Here is a 24,317-nt window from a genome sequence, read left to right on the forward strand (position 1 = left end):
ACATGCAGGTAGGGGTTTTGTCTTTCTGGCCCAGGAAACGTTCAGCCCCGGGCCAGTTCCGCCAGGTGTGCCGTCGCTTCTTCGCTCTTGAGCACCAGCACATCGCTTTCCAGCGAATCGAGCACCACTTCAGCGGTATTGCCGATAAGGGCCCCGGAAATCCCTGTGCGGGCGACAGTGCCGATCACCGTGACCACGGCACCGAGCTGCTTCTGCAAATGGGGAATCAACACATCAGCTGGCCCTTCCGCGACATGCAGGCGGTCTTCACTGACATCGTATTCGGCCTGGAACGCACTGCAGGCCTCGCGATAGCGCTTCTCGATGGTTTCACTCAGCTGATAAACCGGGTCTGACGCCGACAGCATGGGGGAGGGGTGCGCACTGACGACATGCAGGTCGCCTTTGGCCAACCCGGCAATCGCATAACCGTGGTCGATAATGCTGGCATGCAGGCGACGATGATCCTCGTCCTGGTTGCCGACATCCACCGCGGCCAGAATCACGCCACCGGCCCAAGGTCGTTCGCTCTTGACCATCAGGACCGCACAGGGGCACTGGCGCAACAGCTTCCAGTCGGTAGGCGTCAGCAGGGCCTTTTTCAGCGGGCTGTCCGGCCGGTGCTCTTTGATCACCAGCTCGCAACCCTCGGCCTGCTGCACGGCGATGATCGATTCATGCAAGCTCTCGTGCCAGTTCTGCTCATGGCTGACATTGTCATAGCCATCATCATGCAATTGGCTGCTGAGCAAGCTGAGCAACGCACTGTGGTCATGCTTCTTGTCACACATCAGCAGGTGCAGGCGAGCACCCGTTACGCTGGCAATCAGCTTGGCCCGGGTCAGTGCACGGCTATGGGCATGTTCCGGGTCGAGGACAACGAGGATGCTGCGGACCGCTTGCATGGGCGTGAACTCCGTTCAAAGGTTGCGACCAATGCCTGACTATAGTCGGCGCTTCCCGCGTCGCCGTTTGATGTACATCAAGCATAGTCACTGGTGATACCCGCCGCCCTCGGTATAATCGCCGGTCTTGCCTGTCCAGTGTGGTTGTTCGCTTATGTCGCTGATCCCCGAAATCGATGCCTTTCTCGGCTGCCCGACCCCAGATGCCTGGATCGAAGCGGCACTCGCCGACCAGGAAACCCTACTGATCGATCACAAGAATTGCGAGTTCAAGGCGGCCAGCACTGCCCTGAGCCTGATCGCCAAGTACAACACCCACCTGGACCTGATCAACATGATGTCGCGCCTGGCCCGCGAAGAGCTGGTGCATCACGAACAGGTACTGCGGCTGATGAAGCGTCGTGGTGTGCCATTGCGGCCGGTCTCGGCAGGGCGCTATGCGTCTGGCCTGCGCCGTCTGGTGCGTGCTCACGAGCCGGTGAAGCTGGTGGATACGCTGGTGGTCGGGGCATTCATCGAAGCCCGTAGTTGCGAACGCTTTGCTGCCTTGGTGCCGCACCTCGATGAAGAGCTCGGCACCTTCTATCACGGCTTGTTGAAAAGCGAAGCACGCCACTATCAGGGTTACCTGAAACTGGCCCAGCAGTACGGTGACGAGGCGGATATCGCCCGCCGCGTCACCCTGGTGCGGGAAGCAGAAGCCGAACTGATCCTGTCACCGGACCAGGAGCTACGTTTTCACAGCGGCATCCCGATGGCGCTAGCGGCCTGACGCTCACTAGCGGCGCCCCAGCAGCAGGCCGACCACCAGGCCAAAGCCTGCAGACACTGCCACGGTCTGCCATGGATGGCCACCGATGTAGTCCTGGGTGGCGTCCACCACCGGTTGCGCCTTGGCGCGCACCTGGCCGGCGGCCTGGCGAGCCTGGCGCAGTTTCAGGCTCACCTGGGCACGCAGCGTCTCGGCTTCTTCGCCAACCAGTGCGGCGCTGTCGTTCAGCAGTTTTTCCGATTCTTCGATCAATGCCTGCAGTTCACTGAAGACTTGGTCCTTGATCTGATCACTGTCTGCCAGTGCGGCGGTTTTCTTGGCCATGAACACGTCCTCGTCGATGGGATTGTTAGAACAATGGATGCCTGCGCGGCGGGAAAGTTGCGAAGGCTTTGCCGATGATCCGGCGCCTGAGTGTAAGATAGCGGCCATTTCCAACAGGCAGGTACCTTCATGACTTTCAATCTGGCCAACATGAGCTTCGAGGAACGGGCACAGATCGAGGCGGAAAAGGCCCGGCTGTTCGAGCTGTGGCAGAACAACCTGGGCAAGGCCAAGGGTGAAGCTGCGCGGCTGATCGCTGAAAAGCCGCGCCGCAAAGGCAAGTGGGCTGAGTGGGTGCGTGGCGAGCTGGACGCGATGTCGCCGCCAGAATTCGCCAGTATGGTCCGCAGCGAGGTCAACAAGATGATGGCTGCCGCCAGCGCCAGTCGCTGATCCCTTGCCCTACCAATACAGGCTGCCATCCTTGGGCAGGTCCAGCTTGCCCTCATCGGTGAAGCGCACGGTGCCAAACGGCCCGCTGGCCAGCTTGCCACGCAGCTTGTAAGGCATCCCTTGCAGTGAATCGAGCTTGCCCAGGCCATAGGCCTGGCGCAGGAACGCGAACGCCGTGATGCTCACTGGCACCACGATCACGGCTTCGTCATAACGGCCGATGCGCCCTTGCTGATCACTGACCCCAGACGCCAGCGGCTGGCCATTCACCTCCAGGTTCAACGCAACGCCGTTATAGTCGATGGGCGACTCGTTGGGGTTCTGCACTCTCATTTTCACCGCCATGCGCATTTCCAGCTCCTGCCCCGGCAGTGGCTCGATGCCGATCACGCTGATAGTGAGCGGGTCGCGGGCCTGGAACAGTGCGCAGGCGTTGAGCCCGCCAGCCAGCATCAGCACCAGCAGCAGGCGAAGGGAACGGCGCAAATGGGCAGCCATGGAAGGTCCTTACCGACGAAGTGGTGCCTGCAGTGTGGCAAAAGCACGACAGCGTTGAAAGCACAGGGTGTTATGAAAGATACTGTTTCTCATTAACGCCCGATAATTTCTCCTACTGGCAGTGCTTTACCCCATGCTGACGTCTCCCGTGTCCGCTCTGCTGGCAAGTTTCCAGGAGCACTACGACGACCTGCTGCAGTTCCTCACCCGGCGCATGAGCGATCGGCAGCGTGCCGCCGACGTGGCGCAGGAGACTTACCTGAAACTGGTCAAGATCGACGAGCAGGCGGTGCCGGTGCTGCATGCGCGCAGCTTCATCTTCCGCGTGGCTGGCAATCTGGCCATCGATGCGCTGCGCCGCGAACAGCGTATCGCCGCCAGCCATGAGGGCAGCGATGGCGCAGGGGAGGTGGCCTGCCCGGCGCCGGCGCCGGAGGCGACGCTGTTGGCCCGGGAGCGCCTGCAGATACTCGACGAAGCACTGCTGCAGTTATCCAGCAATGCTCGCCAGGCGCTGCTGCTGAACCGTGTCGAAGGCCTGACCCAGGCGCAGATCGCACAACGGTTGGGCGTTTCCGAGAGCATGGTGGCAAAATACATCGGCCAGGCCCTGCGCCATTGCCGCGACTGGCTCAAGCACAACCATGACTGAAACTTCGACCATGCACGCTCCGCAGCCGATCAGTGACTTGTCCGACGATGCCCTCGACTGGCAGGTACTGCTGCACTCGGGCCAGGCCAGTGCGACCGATCGGGCACGCTATCGGCGCTGGTGCCAGCTCAGCCCGGCGCATGCCGAGGCGGCACATGAGGCCGAAGCGCTGTGGCAGGATCTGGGGCATACACAGGCTGCCCAAGCGTTGCAAGCCGCGCCCGGGCGCAGCAGCAAGCGCCACTGGGCGGCAGGCATCGCTGCCGCGCTGGTGCTGCTGATGGCAGGTTACGGCAGCTGGCAACAGGTGCCGGTGTGGCTGGCGGACTATCACACGGGCATGGGCGAGCGGCAGCGTATCACCCTCGCAGACGGTTCGCGGGTACTGCTCAACAGCGCCAGCGCCCTCAATGTGGCCTTCAGCGCCAACGAACGCCGGGTGACGCTGCAAGCTGGCGAGGCATTGTTCGAAACCACCGATGACCCACGCCCCTTCGTCGTCGAAACCGCCGGTGAGGCCGTGCAGGGCAGCGCGGCCACCTTCAGTGTGCGTCGTGACGGCCACGTGGTGCTGGCCAAAGGGGCAGCCCGGCTCGGCGATCGCAACCTGGCCATCGCCGTCGACGCCAGCGCGCAGACGGCCTGGCAACGTGGCAAGCTGATCTTCAATGGCAAACCGCTTGGGCAGGTACTGGCCGAACTCGAGCGCTACCAGCATGGCCGCATTCTGCTCTCCGACCATACCCTCTCGGCACTCGAAGTCAGCGGTGTGTTCGATTTGAACGAGCCGCAGGGCCTGCTGCGCACCCTGGAGCAGCGTTATGGCCTGAAAGTCACCTATCTGCCCTGGCTGGCCGTCGTGCACTGAGCCTGTAAAAAATAATCGAAATTTTTTTCATTTGGCGCTGCAAGTTCGTGCAAGCCAGAACGTCGTAGTGGGACTGATCAGCAACCCATTCTCATTCACGACTTGTCTGGAAGCTCATTCGTGCCTCTCTTGCCCAAGCCCAACTACCGTCGCAGCGGTCGCCTTCACCATGCCCTGATGTCCTGCAGTGCCCTGGCCATGTTCGCCGGCTCCTTGCAGGCGTGGGCCGCCACAGACGTGGCAGCGCAGGTTCAGGCGCGCCAGGTTCGACTGGACCTGCCAGCACAAACGCTGGATCAAGCCCTGACCGCATTTGCCGACCAGGCGGGCCTGCACCTGCTGTACACCACCGGGGATGTGGCCGGCCTGAGCAGCCCGGCGCTGCAGGGCAGCTACAGTATCGAGCAGGCGCTGCAGCTGCTGCTGGCAGGTAGTGACATGGCCTGGCAATTCAGCGATGCCGGCACGGTCACCCTGCGCAAGACCGTGCCCGCGCCGCAGGCGGTCAACCTCAAGCCCATCGAAGTCAGTGTCGCCTCGCGCACCAGCACCGCCATCAGCGAAATCCCCGGCACGGTGTGGGTGGTTGAACAGCAGCAGCTGCGTGAACAGATCGACAGCGGCGTCAGCCTCAAGGAGGCGATCGGCAAGCTGGTGCCGGGCCTCGACCTGGCGCCCGAAGGGCGCACCAACTATGGCCAGAACATGCGCGGGCGCAATGTGCTGGTGATGATCGACGGTGTCAGCCAGAACAGCTCTCGCGGCCTGTCGCGCCAGTTCGACAGCATTTCGCCGTTCAACGTCGAACGCGTCGAGGTGCTGTCTGGCGCCAGCGCCATCTACGGCGGTGGCGCCACGGGCGGCATCATCAATATCGTCACTAAAAAGGGCGAAGCGGGCCCGGCACGCTTCGAGACCCAGCTCGGTGCCAGCAGCGGTTTCAACAATAGTGATGACCTGGCCACTCGTTTCGCACAGTCGATCAGTGGCGGCAACGACCGGGTCAACGCGCGCCTGGGGATCTCCGGGGAGCAGAACGAAGCCTTCTACGATGGCGCGGGCGAGCAGATCTTCATCGATAACACCCAGACCGACCTGCAGTACAACCGCACTGTGGATGTGCTGGGCACCCTCGGCCTGAAATTCACCGACGAGCAAAGCCTCGACCTGCTGGCCCAGTACTACGATTCCGGCAACCACGGCAGTACCGGCATCTACTTCCCCAACCTCAACTACAACGCCCCCTCGGACCTGGAGGACGCCGAACTGCGCAGCGGTTATTCTTCTGACCTTGAGCCACGCACCCGGCGCCTGTTGCTCAACGCCAATTACCACCACACCGACGTGCTGGGCCAGGACTTCTACTTGCAGGCCTCGTACCGCAAGGAAGACGACAATTTCTATCCGTTCCCGTACTACAACCGTGCCACTCCGAGCGGGTCGCGTGGCGTGTATTTCGCTGCCTCGCAACAGAACTTCGAAGTCACCAGCCTCAAGGGGCTGTTCGCCAAGCAGTGGGACAGCCTCAAGCTGACCTACGGCGTCGACCTGGATCGCGAGCGTTTCAACGCCGACCAGACCACGTTCGATGCGCTGACGTCCTCCCAGAGCGGGGGGCTGGACCTGGATAAGCAAAGCAAGGCCGAGCGTTACCCCAGCTATCGGGTCGATGGCGTTTCGGTCTACGCCCAGCTCGACTGGCATGCCAGCGACAACCTGACCTTGTCCGGCGGCGCCCGGCGCCAGCAGATGGATGTGGATGTCAGCGACTTCAAGGGCGTGCCCGGTGGAAGTAACGACTATGAGGTCAACCTGTACAACGTCGGCGCCATCTACGACTTCAAGAACGGTCATCAGCTGTGGGCCAACTATGGTGAAGGTTTCGACCTGCCAGACCCGGCCAAGTACTACGGCAAGCCTGGCCTGAGCGTGGCGGACAACCCGCTGGCCGGTATCAAGAGCCGCCAGGTCGAACTGGGCTGGCGCTATGCCGACCTCGACTGGGACGCGCAGGCCGCGCTGTACTACATCTGGTCGGACAAGATCATCAACGTCGACTCGCAGACGCTGACCATCGACGTCGAGGATCAGAAAAGCCGCGATTTCGGCTTCGAGGGCGCATTGACCCGGCACTTCCAGACAGGCTGGGAGGCGGGTGGAACCCTGCACCTGACCCGTTCCGAGGAAGAAGATGCCGACGGCGACTGGATCAAGCGCGACGCCCGCTATGCCTCATTGTCCAAGGCCACCGCATTCGTCGGCTGGAAGGGCGATGGCCGCAGTGCGCGGCTGCAGGCCAACCACGCCTTCAATCTGAAGGACGATGCCGATCATGAAATCGACGGCTACACCACCTTTGACTTGCTGGCCAGCCAGGACAGCGGTTTCGGCACGTTCAGCGCGGGGATCCAGAACCTGCTGGACAAGCAGTACAGCACCGTGTGGGGGCAGCGGGCGACGCTGTTCTACTCGCCGACCTACGGGCCGGCCTATCTGTATGACTACCAGGGCCGGGGCCGCACCTACACCCTGACCTGGAGCATGGCTTACTGATTGTCGTTGCCTGAGCCGGCCTCTTCGCGGGCACGCCCGCTCCCAAAGGGATAGCGCCCAAGCTGACGGAGCGGGTGTGCCCGCGAAGAGGCCATGTCAGGAGAACGCGGCCAGCAGATCCTCCACAAATGCCGCCTGCGCCTCGCCAGGTGCCTGTGCCCGATGCCGAGCCAGGGTGAACGGCACCACGAAATCCAGCCCCGTATCCAGCGCCCGCAACATTCCCTGGTCTTCCCAGCTTGCCGCGCAGTGACAGGGCAGGTAGCCAATATGCTGCCCCGACAAAATGAACGTCAGCACGCTCTCGATCTGTTCCGCCACCGCCATGCTGCGTCGGCTCTGGAACGGCTCGCCGCCTTTGAGAAAGCGGTACGGGTGGCGCACCTGGTCCGCCTCCAGCAACTGCTCGTGCGTCACCTCGGCCTTGTCGAACAGCACATGCCCCTTGCCGCAGTACAAGCGCTGGCGCTCTTCGAACAAAGGCTGATAGTCGAACGCCGCCTGGTTGCCGGAAAAATAGCTGATGGCAACGTCGAGCCGTTGCTCCAGCAGCAGTCGCTCAAGCTCCGCCGGTGGTGCGCTGACCAGCTCTAGCTGCACGGCTTCTTCGCGCCGGCGAAAGCGTGAGATGGCCGTGGCCAGGCGCAGGCTCACGGGCGCATCCTGGTTCTCGGCCATGCCCACCCGCACCGTCCCCAGCAAGCGCCCGGCGACGCCGTTGGCCTGCTGACGGAACAACTCGACGTTCAGCAACAGCCCGCGTGCCGCTTCCAGCAGCAACTCGCCCTTGTCGGTCAGCCGAAAACCGCCTTTGCCGCGGCTGCACAGGCGGTAACCCAGGCGCGTTTCCAGCTGCGCCATGCGCTGGCTGATGGTGGGCTGGCTCAGCCCCAGTACGCCCTGGGCGGCACTGAAGCCGCCGGCCTCTACTACAGTGACGAACAGCCGCAGCAGGTGCAGGTCGGGGTCGTGCAGTTGTCCGAGCATCACATTGCTCCTGATGAATGTCAGCTTTGCAAACTTGCCATTCTTGCAATGTTACCCGGATGGCATGCTGGCGGCATCCACCCACTTGCCGAGGTGCCCGTCATGCGTCGATCGCTGTGCCTGTTGTCCTTGATCCTGGCTCTGCCGCTGCAGGCCGAAGAAAAGGTCGTCAACCTCTACAGCTGGGCCGACTACGTCGCGCCGCAAACCCTTCAGCGCTTCGAAAAGGAAACCGGCTACAAGGTGCGTTACGACACCTTTGACACCACTGAAGTCCTGGAAACCAAGCTGCTCACTGGCGGCAGCGGCTACGACGTGGTGGTGCCGTCAGCCACCGTGCTGGCCCGGGCGCTGAAGGCCAATGCCCTGCAACCGCTCGACGCGCAAGGCATGCCCGGCTACGTCAACCTTGACAAGGACCTGCTGGCCAAGCTGGCCGAGACCGACCCAGGCAACCGCTACGCGGTCCCCTACACCTGGGGCACCTTGGGCCTGGGGGTGAACGTCGAGGCGGTGCGCCAGCGCCTGGGCGATGTACCGCTGGATAGCCTCGACCTGTTGTTCAAGCCGGAGTACGCCAGCCGCCTCAAGGCGTGTGGCATCGCCATGCCGGACTCGCCACAGGAGGTGATCGGTGTTGCCCTCAACTACCTCGGCAAGGACCCTTACAGCCAGGACAAGGCCGACCTCGCGGCGGCGCAGGACCTGCTCAACCAGCTGCAGCCGTCGATCAGCTACGTCGCCAATGGCCGACAGATCAGTGACCTGGCCAACGGCAGCGTGTGCCTGGCGCTGACCTACAACGGCGACGCGGCCATGGCCGCCGACCAGGCGCGCCGCGCCGGCAAGCCGTTCGAGCTGATCTACCGCATTCCCCGTGAAGGCACGCTGGTGTGGCAGGACAACCTGGTCATCCCCAGGGACGCCCCGCACCCGGAAGCTGCCCGGGCATTCATCGCGTTCATGTTGAAACCGGAGTCGGTGGCTGCGCTCACCAATACGCTGTTCTTTGCCAATGCCAACCAGGCCGCGACGGCTCTGGTCGATGACGCCGTGCGCAATGGCCCGGATATCTACCCGCCTGCCGACGTGCGTGAGCGCTTGTATGCCGACCGCAGCATGGCGCTGTCCGACCTGCGTCAGCGCAACCGGCTGTGGACGGCCTTCCGTAGCCGCCAGTGACCGATAAACACAAAGGAGCCCAACCGTGGAACAAGCCCAGAACAACGACCAGGCCATGACCCGTGACAGCCTGTACGGTACTGCAGCGGAAAGTACCTACGCCGGTATTACCAGTTTCTCCCGTCGTCGCTACAGCCGCGACCTGCGTGGAGTGGATGTTGTTGTCAGCGGTGTGCCATTCGACACCGCCACCAGCAACCGCCCCGGGGCGCGTTTCGGGCCTCGCGCAATCCGTGCCGCCTCGGTGCAGCAGGCCTGGGCGCGCCACTGGCCCTGGGCCTTCGACCCGTTCGACCACTTGGCAGTGATCGACTACGGCGACTGCGCTTTCGACAGTGGCGCCCCGCAGTCGGTCCCGGCGAGTATCCAGGCCCACGCCGAGCACATACTTGAAGCCGGTTGCGCCATGCTCACCCTGGGCGGTGACCATTTCATCAGCTACCCGCTGCTCAAGGCCCATGCCCGCCGCCACGGCCCGCTGGCGCTGATCCATTTCGATGCGCACAGCGACACCTGGCCGGACGAAGAAGGCCGCATCGACCATGGCACCATGTTCTGGCATGCCGCCCGCGAGGGCCTGGTCGATCCATCCTGCTCGGTGCAGGTCGGCCTGCGCACCACCAATGACGACAGCCAGGGCTTCGCCATCCTCGATGCCCGGCAGGTTCACCGCCAGGGCACCGAGGCGATCATCGCGGCGATCCGCCAGCGGGTCGGCGACCGGCCGGTGTACCTGACCTTCGACATCGATTGCCTCGACCCGGCCTATGCGCCAGGCACCGGCACCCCGGTATGCGGGGGGTTGAGCACGCTGCAGGCGCTGGAGATCCTCGGCGGCCTGCGCGGTATCAACCTGGTAGGGATGGACCTGGTGGAAGTGGCGCCAGCCTATGACCACGCCGATATCACTGCGCTGGCCGGGGCTACCCTGGCCATGGAGATGCTGTGCCTGTACGCGGCACGGCACAAGGTCGGCGCCGCCCGGTGATCGGCGGGCCTGATGCACCGTGCCATCAGGCCCATACTGAAACATCAGGAATCGCATTCACACTTTTGCCGCGAACCCTTCGCGCCTTAGGCTATCCAAACCCACATGGCGCGCTTTTCGTACAGGAGGTGAAGCATGAAACTCAGGGTGCCAGCCTTGTTCTTCGGCTTGACGCTAAGCCTGTCGGTACCGGCTGCGCCTGCGCAGTCATTGCAGCTCGCCGCCAGCAACAACAACCCCTACAACAGCCCGATCCAGCGTGCCAACCCCAACAGTCGCCAGGGCAGCATGCCGGCCACACCGCCCGTTCGCGGCCCGTCCACCCAGCCCATCTACCGTACGCCAAGCCTGGACAACCGCGGTATCGGCAATGGCGACAACCTGCGCCGCCAACAGCAGGCCCCCAATCTGGAGCCGACGCGGCCAGCGCGTGATGGCCAACGTGTGCCCTGATCCATCGCCTGATCCTCAGAAAGGAATCCTGCATGACCCGAATCAACTGGCTGACCACCCTGACCGCTGCGGCGCTGTTGCCACTGCTGGCCCACGCCGCCCCTGAGCAGCAATTTCCCAGCGAAGAGGGCCAACTTACCGTCAGCACGGTGGCCGATGGCCTGCGCAACCCCTGGGCGCTGGCTTTCCTGCCGGGTGGCAAGGACATGCTGGTCACCGAGCGCCCCGGCAACCTGCGGGTGGTAAGCGCCGAGGGCAAGGTCGGCCCACCCATCAGCGGCGTGCCCAAGGTCTGGGCCGAAGGCCAGGGTGGCCTGCTTGATGTAGTGCTGTCGCCTGAGTTTGCCAAGGACCGCACGGTGTACCTGTCGTATGCCGAGGAGGGCAGTGATGGCAAGGCCGGCACGGCAGTGGGCCGTGGCCAGCTGTCCGAGGACCGCGCGCGGCTGGAAGACTTCACTGTGATCTTCCGCCAGCAGCCCAAGCTTTCCGAGGGCAATCACTTTGGCGCGCGGCTGGTATTCGACCGCGACGGTTTCCTGTTCATTGCCCTGGGCGAGAACAACCAGCGCCCGACAGCGCAGGACCTGGACAAGCTGCAGGGCAAGGTGGTGCGGATCCTGCCGGACGGCGAAGTGCCAAAGGACAACCCCTTCGTCGGCAAGCGGGACGTGCGCCCGGAAATCTGGTCGTTTGGCCATCGTAACCAGCAGGGCGCAGCGCTCAACCCGTGGACCGGCAAACTCTGGACCCATGAACACGGCCCGCGTGGCGGCGACGAGATCAACATCCCGGAGCCGGGCAAGAACTATGGCTGGCCGATCGCTACGCACGGTATCAACTATTCGCTCATGCCGATCCCTGAGGCCAAGGGCAAGCATGTCGACGGCATGGTCGACCCGCACCATGTCTGGGAAAAGTCGCCTGGCATCAGCGGCATGGCGTTCTATGACAACCCGACCTTCAAGGCCTGGGATCACAACCTGTTCGTCGGCGCGCTGGCGGCTCAGGAATTGATCCGCCTGCAGCTCGACGGTGACAAGATCGTTCATGAAGAGCGCTTGCTCAGCGACTTGAAGGCGCGCATCCGTGATGTGCGGGTGGGGCCGGACGGCTACCTGTATGTGCTCACCGATGCCAAGGATGGGACACTGCTGAAGGTCGGCCTGAGCGAAGGCTGAAACCGCTTTTTCCTGAACAGGCCTTTTCGCGGGCTTGCCCGCGTAAGGGGCAGTGCAGACAATGGAGCGCTAACTGTCCAAGCCACCGACTATGCCTCTCGATCCGCAGTCCCTCTATCTTCAGGCGCTCGCCGAGCAAGGCTTCGCCCATGACCCTGCTCAAGCCCAGGCGGTCACGGCCCTGCAAAGCTGTTTCGAAGCCCTGGAAAGTGGCCATGCTGCCCAGGGCCTGTACCTCTGGGGCCCGGTCGGCCGCGGCAAGACCTGGCTCATGGACCTGTTCCACCGCTGCCTCAGCGTTCCGTCCCGCCGCCAGCACTTCCACCACTTCATGGCCTGGGTCCACCAGCGCCTGTTCCAGCTCAACGGCACTGCCGACCCTTTGAAGGCATTGGCGCGGGAGCTGGCCGGGCAGATCCGTGTGTTGTGCTTCGACGAGCTGTTCGTCAGCGACATCGGCGATGCGATCATTCTCGGCCGGCTGTTCCAGGTGCTGTTCGACCACGGCGTGGTGGTGGTCGCTACCTCCAACCAGCCACCGCAACAGCTGTACCGCGACGGTTTCAATCGCGAGCGCTTCCTGCCGGCCATCAGCGCCATCGAGCGGCACATGCAGGTGCTGTCGGTGGCCGGCGAGCAGGACCATCGCTTGCATCCCGGCGCACAGTGCCAGCGTTACTGGGTGGCCGAAGCGGGGAACAAAGGCGGCGCGCTTGAAGCCGTTTTCCTCCAGCTCAGCGCGGGTGAGCCCGGTAGCACTGCGCCTTTGCTGATTGGCTCGCGGCAGGTCGAGGTGATCCGGCGCAGCAACCAGGCGGTCTGGTGCCACTTTACCGAACTCTGTGAACGGCCCTTGGCTGCCATGGAGTTCATGGCCTTGTGCGACCAATTTCCGGCGATTCTGGTCGAGGGTATTCCGGCCTTGGGCGGTGAACAGCGGGCCGGGCGCATTGCCCGCGGCACCGAAGATGGCGCCGCGCGTGTCGTGGCAGGCGACCGGGAATTGCCGATGCTGTCACCCAGGGATGACGCGGTGCGCCGTTTCATCGCTTTGGTCGACGAATGCTACGATCGGCGTGTGGCCCTGTACCTGGAGGCGCAGGTGCCGCTCGATGCGCTCTACACTCAAGGGTATCTGGCGTTCCCGTACCAACGCACCCTGAGCCGGTTACGGGAGATGCAACTGCAACGCTTCGCCTGAAGGAGCCGAATCATGCAGCCGCTGTCGCATCATCTGCTGACCCAGGCCTACAACAATGGCTGGGCCAACCACCGCCTGTACAAAGCCTGCCTGCAACTGACCTTTGATGAGTTCGTCGCCCCCCGTTGCAGCTTCTTCCCGTCGATCAAGGCCACCCTCAACCACCTGCTGACGGTGGACTGGTTCTATCTGGACATGCTCGAGTGCGAACAGCGCGGTGAAACGCCGAACCCTGACGGCGAGCGCTTTTTCGAGCCGGAGCAACCGTTTGCCACCTGTACCGACCTGCATGCCGAGCAGGCCCAGGCCGACCACCGGCTGATCGCCTATTGCAGGCAGTTGCAGGACGATCAGCTGGCGCGCTACGTGAGCATCGTGCGGCCTGGGCGGATCCAGCGCGAACAGCGCTTGCGCCTGCTGGCGCATGTGTTCCAGCACCAGATCCATCACCGTGGGCAGGTGCATGCGATGCTCAGTGACACAGCGGTGCGGCCGCCGCAGCTGGATGAGTTTTTCTGTGAAGAGGAGGCCGACCTGCGCGCCCTGGACTTCGCCGAACTCGGCTGGAGCGAAGCGCAGGTCTGGAAGGGCTAGCGCCCGAGCCACTCCACCAGTGTCCGGTTGAAGCGCCGCGGCTCCTCGATCTGCGGCGCATGCCCCATGCCCTCGAAGGTCACCAGCTCGCCGTGTGGAATCAGCTTGGCCACTTGCGGCCCCAGTTCCTTGTACTTGCCCAGCCTGGCCTTTACTTCAGGCGGGGCGATGTCGCTGCCGATCGCCGTGGTGTCCTGGTCACCGATCAGTAGCAGGGTCGGCATCTTCAGGTCCTTGAATTCGTGATACACCGGTTGGGTGAAGATCATGTCGTAGATCAGCGCCGAGTTCCACGCCACCGCCTCATGCCCCGGCCCCTTGTTCAGGCCCACCAGCATCTGCACCCAACGCTCGTAATCAGGCTTCCAGCGCCCCGCGTAGTAGGTCTTGCGCTCATACTCGCGCACGCCTTCGGCATCGAGCTTGAGCTCGCGGGCATACCACTGATCCACCGTGCGGTAGGGCACGCCGAGGGCTTTCCAGTCCTCGAGGCCGATCGGGTTGACCATCGCCAGGCGCTCGACCTGCTGCGGATACATCAGCGCATAGCGAGTGGCGAGCATGCCGCCGGTGGAGTGGCCGAGCACGATGGCCTGCTTGATGCCCAATTGTTCGAGCAGGGCATGGGTGTTCACTGCCAGCTGCTGGAAACTGTACTGGTACTGCGCCGGCTTGCTTGAAGTGCAGAAGCCGATCTGGTCTGGCGCGATGACCCGGTAGCCAGCCTGGCTCAAGGCGTCGATGGTGGTCTCCCAGGTGGCCGCGCAGAAGTTCTTGCCATGCATCAGCACCACACTGCGGCCATTGGCCTGGCCCTGGGCTGGCACATCCATGTAGCCCATCTGCAGGGACTGCCCCTGGGACTGGAAGTCGAAATGCTGGAGGGGGTGAGGGTAGGTGAAGCCTTCGAGCTGTTTGCCGTAGGTGGGCGATTCGGCAGCGATGGCCGGGGCGCCGACGAGGCAGGCCAGGGCCAGGGCGGTTGCGCGCAGCATGGGGGGCACTCCATGTAGGACCATGTAGGAATTGGCGACTGTAGCAGTCAGTGGACCACCTTAAACGTTAAAGGTGTTACCAGGCATGAAACCAGCCCAGGGTAATCATCGTCACGACGATATAGCGCCCGCCCTTGGCCAGGGTCACCAGCAGCAGAAAACGCCAGAACGGTTCACGCATGATGCCGGCAATCAGCGTCAGCGGATCGCCGATCACCGGCATCCAGCTCAGCAGCAGCGACCACTGCCCCCAACGCTGGTAGCGCTGTTGCGCGCGTTGTAGCTGGCTGGCGCTGAACGGAAACCAGCGCCGGTCGCGCAGGTGCTCGATGGCCCGGCCGAGCAGCCAGTTGACCAGCGAACCGAGCACATTGCCCAAGGTGGCTACCAGCAGCAAGGTCACCCAGGCGTCGGGCTCGCGCAGCAGCAGGCCGACCAGCACTGCCTCCGATTGCAGCGGCAGCAGGGTGGCGGCACCGAAGGCGCTGAGAAACAGCGCCCAAAGGCTCAGCATCAGTAGCGGGCGACCACGGTGTCCTGGCCATCCTGGGTCACGCCGATGACCTGGTAGGCATCCTTATGGTCACCCATTTCCATGCCGGGCGAACCCATGGGCATACCCGGCACGGCCAGGCCCTTGAGGTCGTTGCGCTTGGCGAGCAGGCGCACCTGCGCGGCGGGCACATGGCCTTCGACGAACTTGCCATCGATCACCCCGGTGTGGCACGACGCCAGGCGCGGCGCCACGCCCAGGCGCTGCTTGACAGCGCTCATGTTCGGCTCGACGTGGTCGTTGACGGTGAAGCCATTGTCGCGAAGGTGGCTGATCCAAGCCTTGCAGCAGCCGCAGTTGGGGTCGCGATAGACATCGATGGTTTCGGCGGCCTGCGCCAGGCTGGTGATGGCCAGCAGGCCAAAGGTGAACAGGTGTTTACGCAGCATGGTCGAACAACTCCTTAGAAACGCAGGCGAATGCCTGCCACCAGACGGGTCTGGCCGAGGTCTTCGCCGTCCTCACGGGCCTGGCTGGCGCGGTTGCCGTGCAGGCGCTCGAAGCTTACCCCGACATAGGGCGCGAAGCCTCGGCTGATTTCGTAGCGCAGGCGCAGGCCGACTTCGCTGTCGGCAAGCCCCGCGCCCTGTTCGCGCCCGGCATCGTTGCGGCCGTAGAAGTTGGCTTCCAGGTTCGGCTCGAGGATCCAGCGGTTGGTCAGCAGGATAGCGTAAGCGGCCTCCAGGCGCAGTGCGCTCTGTTGTCGCTCGCCGGCATAGGCGGTGGCTTCCAGCTCCAGGCCATACAGCGGGGTGCCCTGGATGCCGAAGGCGGCCCAGGTCTGGCCGTTGGCCGGCTTGAAATCCTCGCGCAGGCCGCCGACCAGCTCCCACCAGGGGCTGATCGCGTGGCCCCACAGCGCTTGCAACTCTGCCTTGTGGGTCTTGCCTTGTTGCCGTTCACCCTCGGTGCGTAGCCACAGGCGGTCGATGTCGCCACCGACCCAGGCCGTGGCGTTCCACTTGAGGGCGTTGCTGCTTTCGAAGTTCTGGTATTCCAGCTGATCGACGATCACCGCCCAATTGACGGCGCGGTCATGCACCTGATGGCCGGGCAGGGGCGGGAAGGCGGCCTGGCGGTCGGCGTCGGTCAGCACGGGGAGCGGTGTGCGGGGTTGGCTTGGGGCTGTGCCGTGGTTCATTTGACTGTGGTCCATCGGCATGGCGCCATGGTCCATGTGCTCCATGCTGGTGGCCGTGGCCCGTTCGCTGGCCAGCAACGCGGCCAGGGCGACGCCCGTGATCAGGCGCCGGTTGCTGATCTCATTCATCGACCCGTACCTCGCGGAACATGCCGGTCTCCATGTGGTAGAGCAGGTGGCAGTGGTAGGCCCAGCGACCCAGGGCGTCGGCGGTGACCCGGTAGCTGCGGCGACTGCCAGGCGGCATGTCGACGGTGTGCTTGCGCACCAGGAAGCGCCCGTGTTCGTCCTCCAGATCGCTCCACATGCCGTGCAGGTGGATGGGGTGGGTCATCATCGTGTCGTTGACCAGGGTGATGCGCACCCGCTCGCCGTAGGCCAGGCGCAACGGTGCGGCATCGCTGAACTTGACCCCGTCGAACGACCAGGCGAAGCGCTCCATGTGCCCGGTCAGGTGCAGCTCGATATCCCGTGAAGGTTCGCGGCCATCCGGGTCCGGGTAGGGGCTGCGCAGGTCGGCATAGGTCAGCACCCGGCGGCCGTTGTCCCGCAGACCGATGCCGGGGTCGGCCAGGTTGGCGCGAGGGGCCATGGTCTGCATATCCACCAGCGGGTTACCGGACTCGCTGGCGGGGTGGCCTTGCATGCTGCTCATGCTGGCGTGGTCCATGCCGGCCATGTTGCCGTGATCCATCGCAGCCATGTGGCCGTGGCCCATGTCGGCCATGCTCAGCACGGGGCGCGGGTCAGGCTCAGGCACCGCTGCCTGCAGACCGCTGGCACGGGCCAGGGTGCCGCGGGCGTAGCCGCTGCGGTCCATGCTTTGGGCGAACAGGGTGTAGGCGGGCAGGTCGCCGACGGTCACCAGCACGTCGTAGGTTTCGGCCACCGCGATACGCAGTTCGTCCACGGTCACCGGTGTCACCGGCAGGCCGTCGGCGGCGATCACGGTCAGCGTAAGGCCCGGAATGCGAAAGTCGAAGTAGGTCATTGCCGAGGCATTGATCAGGCGCAGGCGCACGGTTTCGCCGGGCTGGAACAGGCAGGTGAAGTTGCCGCCCGGGGGTTGGCCGTTGAGCAGGTAGGTGTAGCTGGCGGCGCTGATGTCGGCCAGATCGGTCGGGTTCATGCGCATGCGCGCCCAGGCCAGGCGTTCGTCGACGGTAGCGCCCCAACCGTTGTCGGCAACGTCGGTGACAAAGTCGCCGAGTGTGCGCTTGTGGTAGTTGAAGGCGTCGGACTGTTTCTTCAGGGTCGCCAGCAACGCTTCGGGTGCCTGGTCGGACCAGTCGCTGAACAGCAGCACATGGTCGCGCTGGTAGGCATGCGGCTCGGGCGCGCGTGGCTCGATGACGATCGCGCCATACACCCCGGCCTGCTCCTGCAGGCCGGAATGGCTGTGGTACCAGTAGGTACCGCTCTGGCGCAGGGTGAACTGGTACAGGTACTCGCCACCCGGGGCGATGCCGGCGAAGCTCAAGCCCGGTACACCGTCCATGTTGGCCGGCAGGAGGATGCCGTGCCAGTGGATCGAGGTGTCCTGTTCGAGACGGTTGCGCACGCGCAGGGTCACCGTGTCGCCTTCGCGCCAGCGCAGCAGCGGGCCGGGCAGGCTGCCATTGATGGTCAGCGCGGTGCGTGGCCGGCCGGTGATGTTGACCGGCGTCTGGCCAATCGACAGCTCGAAGTGCTGGCCGGCCAGCTCGCGGCCATCGCTGGCCTGGGCCAGCGGCCGCCACAGGCCCAGGCCGGCCAGTGTGGTGGCGGCGCCCAGGCCTTTGACGAAGGTGCGGCGTGTGGGGTTGCGCAACATGGCGTGGCCTCATGCGTGGGGAGCCACGATCCTCGCCGGTTGCGCCTGTCAGCTGGCTGAGGCGCAGATTACAGCCTTGTCAGGCAGCCTGTTCGGCATCGCCCAGGTCGCGCATCAGCAGGCCGTACTCCAGCGCAACCTGCTCGGGAATCGGCAGGTACACCACATGGCCGTCGCCGGGCGCGACATCGATCGCGTGCTGTTGGCGGTCGAACAGGCGGTGCAGGTCGAAGTGGTAGTTGCCACGCGGGGTCATCAACTCCAGGTGGTCACCCAGGGCGAAGCGGTTCTTGACCTTGACCTCGGCCAGGCCATCGACGCGCAATCCCGTCAGCTCGCCGACGAACTGCTGGCGCTCCGACAGCGAGTTGCCACGCAGGTAGTTCTGGTATTCGTCGTGCACATGGCGACGCAGGAAGCCTTCGGTATAGCCGCGCTGGGCCAGCGATTCGAGGTTGTCCATCAAGCCCATGTCGAACGGCCTTCCGGCTGCTGCGTCGTCGATGGCCTTGCGGTAGGACTGCACGGCCCGGGCGCAGTAGAAGTGACTCTTGGTCCGCCCTTCGATCTTCAGCGAGTGCACACCCATGGCCGCCAGGCGCTCGACGTGCTGGATGGCGCGCAGGTCCTTGGCATTCATGATGTAGGTGCCATGCTCGTCCTCGAAGGCGGGCATCTCGCTGCCTGGGCGATTGCTCTCCTGCAACAGGAACACCTGCTGGGTCGGCGCGCCCAGGCCCAGGGTCGGCTCGACCTCACGGACGATGTCGCCGGTGGTGTTTTCCGTGGCTGGGGTGGCCTGGTATTTCCAGCGGCAGGCATTGGTGCAAGTACCCTGGTTGGCATCGCGCCTGTTCAGGTAACCCGACAGCAGGCAACGGCCGGAGTAAGCCATGCACAATGCGCCGTGAACGAACACTTCCAGCTCCATGGCCGGTACCTGCTGGCGGATTTCCTCGATCTCCTCCAGCGACAGTTCACGCGACAGGATCACCCGGCTCAGGCCCATCTGTTGCCAGAACTGCACGCTGGCCCAGTTGACCGTATTGGCCTGCACCGACAGATGCACCGGCATCTGCGGAAAATGCTGGCGCACCAGCATGATCAGCCCGGGGTCGGACATGATCAGCGCATCGGGCGCCATCTCGATCACCGGTGCCAGGTCCTTGAGGAAGGTCTTCAACTTGGCATTGTGCGGCGCGATGTTGACCACCACGTAGAAGCGCTTGCCCAGGGCATGTGCCTCGTTGATGCCCAGCGCCAGGTTGGCGTGGTCGAATTCGTTGTTGCGCACCCTCAGGCTGTAACGCGGCTGGCCGGCGTAGACCGCGTCGGCACCGTAGGCGAAGGCATAGCGCAGGGTCTTGAGGCTGCCGGCGGGGGCAAGCAGTTCGGGCTTGGCAGGTAGGGTCATGGGCGCACCGGGGCAAAGGCGCGGATGCTAGCGGCTGGCCGGGGCCGTCGTATTGATTTGAATCAACGGCAGGGTGGCACTTTTGCCCAGGTGGCGTGCACTAATGACCATGACCCCTGAGGAGTTGCCATGAACCAAGACGCCCTGCAGAACAAAGCCATGGCCGTGCTCCTGACCCTGGTGACCATCGCCTTCGTGTGGATCTTGCTGCCGTATTACGGCGCCATCTTCTGGGCAGTGATTCTCGGCATCCTGTTCGCGCCGTTGCAGCGTCACCTGCTGATCCGCTTCGGCCGCCGCCGCAACCTGGCGGCGGCCTGTACCGTGCTGGTGTGCCTGCTGGTGGCCGTGCTGCCAGTGATCATCACCAGCGCCTTGCTGGTGCAGGAAGGCGCCACGCTGTACCAGCGAATCGAGAGTGGCCAGCTGGACATCGCCGGCTACGTCGAGCGCGGCAAGGACATGCTCCCGGCCTTTGCCCAACACGGTCTGGACCGCATGGGCATGGGCAACCTGGACGGGCTGCGCGACAAGATCACCAAATGGGCCACCCAGGGCAGCCAGGTGCTGGCCAGCCAGGCATTCAACTTTGGCCAGGGCACCTTCGAGTTTGTGGTGAGCTTCGGCATCATGATGTACCTGTTGTTCTTTTTCCTGCGCGAGGGGGCCGATGTGGCGCGCCGGGTGCGCCTGGCCGTGCCGTTGCCGGAACACCAGAAGCGCCGCCTGCAGTTGAAGTTCAACCGGGTGGTAAGGGCCACGGTCAAGGGCAATGTGCTGGTGGCCATCACCCAGGGTGCACTGGGTGGTTTGATCTTCTGGGTGCTGGATATCCCCAGTGCGTTGGTCTGGGCGGTACTGATGGCGTTCCTGTCGCTATTGCCGGCGGTCGGCGCGGGAATTGTCTGGGCGCCGGTGGCAGCCTACTTCCTGTTGACCGGGGCGATTCTGCCAGGGGTGATCCTGACCGCGTTCGGCGTGCTGGTGATCGGCCTGGTGGACAACCTGCTGCGGCCGATCCTGGTGGGCAAGGACACGCGGATGCCCGATTACCTGATCCTGGTGTCCACTCTGGGCGGGCTGGCGGTATTCGGGCTCAACGGCTTCGTGATCGGGCCGTTGATTGCGGCGTTGTTCGTTTCCAGCTGGGCGATCTTCGCGGCGGCCAAGCCGCAGGTGCAGTTACCGTCCTGAGACGGTATCAGCGGAAGCTGTACGAAACCCCGGCATACACGCCGAAGCCTTCGCCCGGTGTCGAGCGGGCAACGTCCTTGCCGGCATCGTTGTACCCTGGCGTAACGGTCGCCGCGTAGCGCTGGTTGGTCAGGTTGCGCAGGTCCAGCCAGGTCTGCCAGTCCTGCTTCGGCGAATCCCAGCCCAGCCGCGCGCCGAGCACGGCGTAGGCGTCGGCGTGGTAGCTGTTGGCGTAGTCGACCTGCACCTGCGACGCCATCTGCGTGTTGACCCCGGCGTAGAACCCGCTCGGCCAGTCGTAACGCAGTTCCGCCTGGTAGTAGTGCATGGGGATGCCGGGCAGGCGGTTGTCGCCGAATGTATCGTCGTCGCGGTAGTGGAAGTCGCTGAAGGTGTAGGCCTGGCGCAGGCTCAGCTTGCCCGTGCCGGGTTGCTCCCAGAGGAGGCTGTCCAGGCCGGCTTCGACGCCTTGGTGGACGGTGGGGCTGGCGTTGAACTCCTTGAACGGCAAGCCTTGCACGACTTCCACGTTGAGCAGTTCGTGACGTACCTGCGAGTAGTACCAGGCCAGATCCCAATGCCCCAGCGCCGAGTCGCCGCGGGCGCCCAGTTCCAGAGTGGTGGCGGTCTGATTCTGCATCTTCATGGGCTGATTGGTTACCGGTGCACTCCAGACCAGCGACCACGGGTGCGGCGGCTCCACCGAGCGGCTGAGATTGCCGTAAACCTGCAGGTCCGGGCGAATGTCGTAACGCAGGCCCACACGCGGGGCGTAATCCCAGGCATGCTGGCTGACTTTGCCGCCATCGGCGGGGTAAGTCACATCGCTTTCACGGCGGGTATAGATCATCGCAAGGCCCGTGGTCAGCCACAGATTGGGGACCAGTTCCAGATCATTGCCAAGGTGCAGCACGGTGTCCGAACCCTGGTAGGTGAAGTCACGCGTGCGCGCGCCGACCACGTCGTTGATCCGGGAGAACTGCGAGGCGCCACTGTTGGGCAGGTGCTTGGTGGTGCGCCAGCCAACGGTGGTCTTGCTCTCATGGCCAAGCAGGGTGTCACGCCGGAAGTAGTTCAGCGTGCCGCTGACATCGGTGTAGGCCACCTTCAGGCGCATGGCGCCCTCGCGCAGGTCCATCGGGTAGTCGTGATAGACCAGCCCGGCTTCAAGGCGTGAGTCATCGTCGAGGAAGAAGGTGGTCTTGTTGCCCACCCAGGTGCTGCCCGGTTGCGGGCGGCTGTCGTTGCGCGACAGGTAGCCTGGGTTGGCAGCGCGAGGGTCATGCTTGATCTGGTCCTTGGTCAGGCGCCCGGCCAGTTCGTTTTCGGTTTCCCGGTAGCGCAGGTAGAAGCGCGTTTCCAGGTTCGGGTTGAAGCGGTAGCCGACATTGGCGGCAATGCCTTTCGAGCTGCCGCTGCTGTGGTCCTGATAGCCGTCGTACTCCGAGTCGGTCAGGGCCACGTAATAATCGAGGTTGCCCAGTACTTGCCCGGAACTGATCTGACGGTGCCGGTAGCCGCGGCTGCCGGCTTCGTAGCGCACCTGCAGTGGCGCGGCGTCGTAGCCGGTATGGGTCACGTAATTGATGGCCCCGCCCAGGGCCAGCGAGCCTTGATCGAAACCGTTGGCCCCGCGCAGTACTTCGGCACGGCTCAGCCACAGGGGTTCGAACAGCTCGTAGGGCGTACCGCCCGGGCCTGTCAGCGGCAGGCCGTCGAACAGGGTGTAGACCCCGGAACCATGGGCACCAGGTGCACGGTTGATGCCCGAGCCGCGGATCGACAACTTGATGCCGTCATTACCCGCGGACTGGGCGAACACGCCAGGTTGATAGGCCAGCACGTCCTGATTGCTGGCCACCCGTCCTTGCCCCACCTTGTCCATGTCGACCAGGTTGCTGGCGCCTGGGATCTCACGCAGACGCTCGGCGGCAGTCTCCAGTTCGGTCTGTTGCTGATCTTCGATCAGTACCTGGTCGAGTTCGATACTGCCAGCGGCCTGGGCGGCGCTGGTGACCAGCAGGGCCAGCAGCGAAAGGGGGAGGGTGGGGCGCATTTCAGGGGTTCCAGATCGATAAGCGGGATTCTGACGCTGCAAGTGTCAGACGAAGCACAGCTTTCGTTGTGGAACCGGAAAAAGAAAAACCCCGCCGAGGCGGGGTTTTGCGTATTGCCGAGTGATCAGCCCAGCAGTTGCAGGCCGGCGTGCTGGACCATGTCCAGCAGAGGCTGCGGGTATACACCGAGGACGAAGGCGAGGATGGCGATGGCCAGCAGCATCACGCCACCGGTGCGCTGTTCCCACTTCAGCGGGGCGTCGTGGCGACGCAGGTTCGGCTCGACCAGGTACAGGGTGACCATGACGCGCAGATAGTAGTAGACACCGATGGCGCTACCGATCACCAGCGCACCGACCAGCCACCACAGCTGCGATTCGACGCCGGTGGCGATGATGTAGAACTTGCCGATGAAGCCAGCGGTCAGCGGGATGCCCGCCAGCGACAGCATCATCACGGTCAGCACTGCGGTCAGGTACGGGCGGCGCCAGAACAGGCCGCGGTATTCGTACAGGGCGTCGGCGTCACGGCCGGCGTAAGGCGACGACATCAAGGTGATGACACCGAACGCACCGAGGCTGGTGATCACGTAGGTGACCAGGTACACGCCCATGGCTTCCAGGGCCAGGCCTTTGCTGGCGACCAGGGCGATGACCAGGTAGCCGAAGTGGGCGATGGACGAGTAACCGAGCAGGCGCTTGAGGTTGCTCTGGGTCAGTGCCAGCAGGTTACCGATCAGGATCGACGCTACCGCGATCACTGCCAGGACGGTGCTCAGCACGCCGCTGCTGGCAGCGGGGGAGAGCATGAACAGGCGCACGACCACGGCGAATACCGCAACCTTGCTGGCGGTGGCCAGGAACGCGGCGACCGGCGCCGGTGCGCCTTCGTACACGTCCGGGGTCCACAGGTGGAACGGTACCAGCGACAGCTTGAAGGCCAGGCCGACCAGCATCATGCCCAGGCCCAGCTGGGCCAGCAGGCTAGGCATGCTGGTGGCGGCCAGGGCCTTGCCCAGCTGGTCGAAGGTCAGGCTGCCAGCGTCGGCGTACAGCAGGGCCATGCCGAACAGCAGGAAGGCGGAGCCTGCGGCCGACAGCACCATGTACTTGATGCCGGCTTCCAGCGAGCGCTTGTTGAAGAAGGCGTATGCCACCAGGCCGTAGACCGGTACCGACAGCAGCTCCAGGCCGATGAACAGGCCGGCCAGGTGGTTGGCGCTGACCAGCACCAGGCCACCGAGGGCAGACATCAGCAGCAGCAGGTACAGCTCTTCACGGTTGCCCGGGAAACCCTTGGACCCTTCGCCGAGGTAGGCGTGGGCGAGGGTGACGCAAGCCAGCGTGGCCACCAGGATGATCGCCATGTACAGGCAGGCGAACTTGTCGATGGTGACCAGGGAGGTCACCGCCAAGGGCGCGACTTTCAGTGCTGGCAGGATCGACAGCAGGGCCAGGTTCAGGCCCACGGTGGACAGCAGGAAGGTCTGCGAGTGGTTGCGCTTCCAGGCGATCGCCAGCATCACCACCACGGTGGTGACGGTGGTGATCAGCATCGGCGCCAATGCGATAAAGTGTTGAGTGGTGAATTCCATAGCGC

General features: G+C 64.0%; 23 protein-coding genes and 2 pseudogenes. 13 read left to right on the forward strand and 12 right to left on the reverse strand.

What is annotated here, in order from left to right; genetic code table 11:
• Positions 1–41: 41 nt before the first annotated feature.
• Positions 42–905 (reverse strand): universal stress protein, encoded by an 864-nt coding sequence (locus tag HU738_RS13135; protein ID WP_186603553.1) that lies wholly within the window; start codon positions 903–905, stop codon positions 42–44.
• Positions 906–1,059: 154 nt separating this feature from the next.
• On the opposite strand from HU738_RS13135, the gene HU738_RS13140 reads away from it, so the two are divergent.
• Complete coding sequence (locus HU738_RS13140) at positions 1,060–1,677, forward strand: MiaE family protein (protein ID WP_054884858.1); 618 nt, start codon at positions 1,060–1,062, stop codon at positions 1,675–1,677.
• Positions 1,678–1,683: 6 nt separating this feature from the next.
• Here the strand turns inward: HU738_RS13140 and HU738_RS13145 are convergent, their stop codons facing one another.
• Positions 1,684–2,001, reverse strand: a complete 318-nt coding sequence (locus tag HU738_RS13145) for an ElaB/YgaM/YqjD family protein (RefSeq protein ID WP_186603552.1) — start codon at positions 1,999–2,001, stop codon at positions 1,684–1,686.
• A gap of 129 nt (positions 2,002–2,130) precedes the next feature.
• Between HU738_RS13145 and HU738_RS13150 the strand changes: the two genes are divergently transcribed.
• Positions 2,131–2,394 (forward strand): hypothetical protein, encoded by a 264-nt coding sequence (locus HU738_RS13150; protein ID WP_054884860.1) that lies wholly within the window; start codon positions 2,131–2,133, stop codon positions 2,392–2,394.
• Positions 2,395–2,403: 9 nt separating this feature from the next.
• Here the strand turns inward: HU738_RS13150 and HU738_RS13155 are convergent, their stop codons facing one another.
• On the reverse strand, positions 2,404–2,892 hold the full coding sequence (locus HU738_RS13155) for an LEA/WHy family protein (RefSeq protein WP_186603551.1): 489 nt from the start codon (positions 2,890–2,892) through the stop codon (positions 2,404–2,406).
• 133 nt (positions 2,893–3,025) lie between these two features.
• Here HU738_RS13155 and HU738_RS13160 point away from each other — a divergent pair.
• From HU738_RS13160 to HU738_RS13170, 3 genes and pseudogenes are all read left to right on the forward strand, one after another.
• A pseudogene (locus HU738_RS13160) lies at positions 3,026–3,529 on the forward strand (RNA polymerase sigma factor); the annotation flags it as partial.
• A gap of 7 nt (positions 3,530–3,536) precedes the next feature.
• Entirely contained in the window at positions 3,537–4,412 is an 876-nt protein-coding gene (locus HU738_RS13165; RefSeq protein ID WP_225923453.1) for a FecR family protein, read from the forward strand.
• A 129-nt stretch (positions 4,413–4,541) separates the two neighbouring features.
• Positions 4,542–6,965: a TonB-dependent receptor gene (locus tag HU738_RS13170; protein WP_186603556.1), complete on the forward strand. Its 2,424-nt coding sequence runs from the start codon at positions 4,542–4,544 to the stop codon at positions 6,963–6,965.
• 96 nt (positions 6,966–7,061) lie between these two features.
• On the opposite strand, the gene HU738_RS13175 is transcribed toward HU738_RS13170, so the two are convergent.
• On the reverse strand, positions 7,062–7,952 hold the full coding sequence (locus HU738_RS13175) for a LysR family transcriptional regulator (protein ID WP_186603549.1): 891 nt from the start codon (positions 7,950–7,952) through the stop codon (positions 7,062–7,064).
• 102 nt (positions 7,953–8,054) lie between these two features.
• On the opposite strand from HU738_RS13175, the gene HU738_RS13180 reads away from it, so the two are divergent.
• From HU738_RS13180 to HU738_RS13205, 6 genes are all read left to right on the forward strand, one after another.
• A complete protein-coding gene (locus HU738_RS13180) occupies positions 8,055–9,134 on the forward strand; it encodes an extracellular solute-binding protein (RefSeq protein WP_186603548.1) in 1,080 nt (359 codons plus the stop codon).
• A 25-nt stretch (positions 9,135–9,159) separates the two neighbouring features.
• Positions 9,160–10,122: an agmatinase gene (gene speB / locus HU738_RS13185; RefSeq protein WP_176508652.1), complete on the forward strand. Its 963-nt coding sequence runs from the start codon at positions 9,160–9,162 to the stop codon at positions 10,120–10,122.
• Positions 10,123–10,257: 135 nt separating this feature from the next.
• Positions 10,258–10,575, forward strand: coding sequence for a hypothetical protein (locus HU738_RS13190; RefSeq protein WP_186603547.1), 318 nt, complete (start codon positions 10,258–10,260; stop codon positions 10,573–10,575).
• Positions 10,576–10,607: 32 nt separating this feature from the next.
• Positions 10,608–11,756, forward strand: coding sequence for a PQQ-dependent sugar dehydrogenase (locus HU738_RS13195; RefSeq protein ID WP_186603546.1), 1,149 nt, complete (start codon positions 10,608–10,610; stop codon positions 11,754–11,756).
• A 91-nt stretch (positions 11,757–11,847) separates the two neighbouring features.
• Positions 11,848–12,957, forward strand: coding sequence for a cell division protein ZapE (gene zapE / locus HU738_RS13200; protein ID WP_186603545.1), 1,110 nt, complete (start codon positions 11,848–11,850; stop codon positions 12,955–12,957).
• Between the two features lie 12 nt (positions 12,958–12,969).
• A complete protein-coding gene (locus HU738_RS13205; protein WP_186603544.1) occupies positions 12,970–13,551 on the forward strand; it encodes a DinB family protein in 582 nt (193 codons plus the stop codon).
• Here the strand turns inward: HU738_RS13205 and HU738_RS13210 are convergent.
• The 3 genes from HU738_RS13210 to HU738_RS13220 form a co-directional block, all read right to left on the reverse strand.
• On the reverse strand, positions 13,548–14,546 hold the full coding sequence (locus HU738_RS13210) for an alpha/beta fold hydrolase (RefSeq protein ID WP_186603543.1): 999 nt from the start codon (positions 14,544–14,546) through the stop codon (positions 13,548–13,550). The genes HU738_RS13205 and HU738_RS13210 overlap by 4 nt on opposite strands.
• Before the next feature lie 76 nt (positions 14,547–14,622).
• Positions 14,623–15,060: a YqaA family protein gene (locus tag HU738_RS13215; protein ID WP_186603542.1), complete on the reverse strand. Its 438-nt coding sequence runs from the start codon at positions 15,058–15,060 to the stop codon at positions 14,623–14,625.
• Positions 15,060–15,473, reverse strand: a complete 414-nt coding sequence (locus HU738_RS13220; RefSeq protein WP_367616168.1) for a DUF411 domain-containing protein — start codon at positions 15,471–15,473, stop codon at positions 15,060–15,062. The genes HU738_RS13215 and HU738_RS13220 overlap by 1 nt, the downstream gene beginning before the upstream one ends.
• On the opposite strand from HU738_RS13220, the pseudogene HU738_RS26205 reads away from it, so the two are divergent.
• Positions 15,448–15,501, forward strand: a pseudogene (locus HU738_RS26205) (hypothetical protein); the annotation flags it as partial. The gene HU738_RS13220 and the pseudogene HU738_RS26205 sit on opposite strands and share 26 nt — an antisense overlap.
• Position 15,502: 1 nt before the next feature.
• Here the strand turns inward: HU738_RS26205 and HU738_RS13225 are convergent.
• The 3 genes from HU738_RS13225 to trhP form a co-directional block, all read right to left on the reverse strand.
• Positions 15,503–16,369, reverse strand: coding sequence for a copper resistance protein B (locus HU738_RS13225; protein ID WP_186603540.1), 867 nt, complete (start codon positions 16,367–16,369; stop codon positions 15,503–15,505).
• Positions 16,362–18,053 (reverse strand): copper resistance system multicopper oxidase, encoded by a 1,692-nt coding sequence (locus tag HU738_RS13230; protein WP_186603539.1) that lies wholly within the window; start codon positions 18,051–18,053, stop codon positions 16,362–16,364. Before HU738_RS13230 ends, HU738_RS13225 begins: the two co-directional genes overlap by 8 nt.
• Positions 18,054–18,132: 79 nt before the next feature.
• The gene (gene trhP, locus HU738_RS13235) at positions 18,133–19,467 is read right to left on the reverse strand and encodes a prephenate-dependent tRNA uridine(34) hydroxylase TrhP (RefSeq protein ID WP_186603538.1); all 1,335 of its coding nucleotides are present in this window, start codon (positions 19,465–19,467) and stop codon (positions 18,133–18,135) included.
• 129 nt (positions 19,468–19,596) lie between these two features.
• Between trhP and HU738_RS13240 the strand changes: the two genes are divergently transcribed.
• Positions 19,597–20,661: an AI-2E family transporter gene (locus tag HU738_RS13240; RefSeq protein WP_176508641.1), complete on the forward strand. Its 1,065-nt coding sequence runs from the start codon at positions 19,597–19,599 to the stop codon at positions 20,659–20,661.
• Between the two features lie 7 nt (positions 20,662–20,668).
• Here the strand turns inward: HU738_RS13240 and HU738_RS13245 are convergent, their stop codons facing one another.
• Together HU738_RS13245 and nuoN are read right to left on the reverse strand one after the other, a co-directional pair.
• Positions 20,669–22,717 (reverse strand): TonB-dependent receptor family protein, encoded by a 2,049-nt coding sequence (locus tag HU738_RS13245; RefSeq protein WP_186603537.1) that lies wholly within the window; start codon positions 22,715–22,717, stop codon positions 20,669–20,671.
• Positions 22,718–22,842: 125 nt separating this feature from the next.
• Positions 22,843–24,312 (reverse strand): NADH-quinone oxidoreductase subunit NuoN, encoded by a 1,470-nt coding sequence (gene nuoN, locus HU738_RS13250; RefSeq protein WP_176508639.1) that lies wholly within the window; start codon positions 24,310–24,312, stop codon positions 22,843–22,845.
• Positions 24,313–24,317: the final 5 nt, after the last annotated feature.

Origin of the sequence: Pseudomonas vlassakiae (assembly GCF_014269035.2) — a bacterium.
Lineage (GTDB): Bacteria > Pseudomonadota > Gammaproteobacteria > Pseudomonadales > Pseudomonadaceae > Aquipseudomonas > Aquipseudomonas vlassakiae.

Excerpts from the sequence above, each read along its gene's own strand:
- HU738_RS13145 (WP_186603552.1), bottom strand. The coding sequence starts at position 2,001 with ATGGCCAAGAAAACCGCCGCACTGGCAGACAGTGATCAGATCAAGGAC.
- HU738_RS13240 (WP_176508641.1), top strand. The coding sequence starts at position 19,597 with ATGAACCAAGACGCCCTGCAGAACAAAGCCATGGCCGTGCTCCTGACC.
- HU738_RS13140 (WP_054884858.1), top strand. The coding sequence starts at position 1,060 with ATGTCGCTGATCCCCGAAATCGATGCCTTTCTCGGCTGCCCGACCCCA.
- HU738_RS13215 (WP_186603542.1), bottom strand. The coding sequence starts at position 15,060 with ATGCTGAGCCTTTGGGCGCTGTTTCTCAGCGCCTTCGGTGCCGCCACC.
- HU738_RS13135 (WP_186603553.1), bottom strand. The coding sequence starts at position 905 with ATGCAAGCGGTCCGCAGCATCCTCGTTGTCCTCGACCCGGAACATGCC.
- HU738_RS13245 (WP_186603537.1), bottom strand. The coding sequence starts at position 22,717 with ATGCGCCCCACCCTCCCCCTTTCGCTGCTGGCCCTGCTGGTCACCAGC.
- HU738_RS13210 (WP_186603543.1), bottom strand. The coding sequence starts at position 14,546 with ATGCTGCGCGCAACCGCCCTGGCCCTGGCCTGCCTCGTCGGCGCCCCG.
- zapE (WP_186603545.1), top strand. The coding sequence starts at position 11,848 with ATGCCTCTCGATCCGCAGTCCCTCTATCTTCAGGCGCTCGCCGAGCAA.
- HU738_RS13155 (WP_186603551.1), bottom strand. The coding sequence starts at position 2,892 with ATGGCTGCCCATTTGCGCCGTTCCCTTCGCCTGCTGCTGGTGCTGATG.
- trhP (WP_186603538.1), bottom strand. The coding sequence starts at position 19,467 with ATGACCCTACCTGCCAAGCCCGAACTGCTTGCCCCCGCCGGCAGCCTC.
- HU738_RS13190 (WP_186603547.1), top strand. The coding sequence starts at position 10,258 with ATGAAACTCAGGGTGCCAGCCTTGTTCTTCGGCTTGACGCTAAGCCTG.
- HU738_RS13165 (WP_225923453.1), top strand. The coding sequence starts at position 3,537 with ATGACTGAAACTTCGACCATGCACGCTCCGCAGCCGATCAGTGACTTG.
- HU738_RS13195 (WP_186603546.1), top strand. The coding sequence starts at position 10,608 with ATGACCCGAATCAACTGGCTGACCACCCTGACCGCTGCGGCGCTGTTG.
- HU738_RS13230 (WP_186603539.1), bottom strand. The coding sequence starts at position 18,053 with ATGTTGCGCAACCCCACACGCCGCACCTTCGTCAAAGGCCTGGGCGCC.
- HU738_RS13225 (WP_186603540.1), bottom strand. The coding sequence starts at position 16,369 with ATGAATGAGATCAGCAACCGGCGCCTGATCACGGGCGTCGCCCTGGCC.
- HU738_RS13150 (WP_054884860.1), top strand. The coding sequence starts at position 2,131 with ATGACTTTCAATCTGGCCAACATGAGCTTCGAGGAACGGGCACAGATC.
- HU738_RS13180 (WP_186603548.1), top strand. The coding sequence starts at position 8,055 with ATGCGTCGATCGCTGTGCCTGTTGTCCTTGATCCTGGCTCTGCCGCTG.
- HU738_RS13175 (WP_186603549.1), bottom strand. The coding sequence starts at position 7,952 with ATGCTCGGACAACTGCACGACCCCGACCTGCACCTGCTGCGGCTGTTC.
- nuoN (WP_176508639.1), bottom strand. The coding sequence starts at position 24,312 with ATGGAATTCACCACTCAACACTTTATCGCATTGGCGCCGATGCTGATC.
- HU738_RS13205 (WP_186603544.1), top strand. The coding sequence starts at position 12,970 with ATGCAGCCGCTGTCGCATCATCTGCTGACCCAGGCCTACAACAATGGC.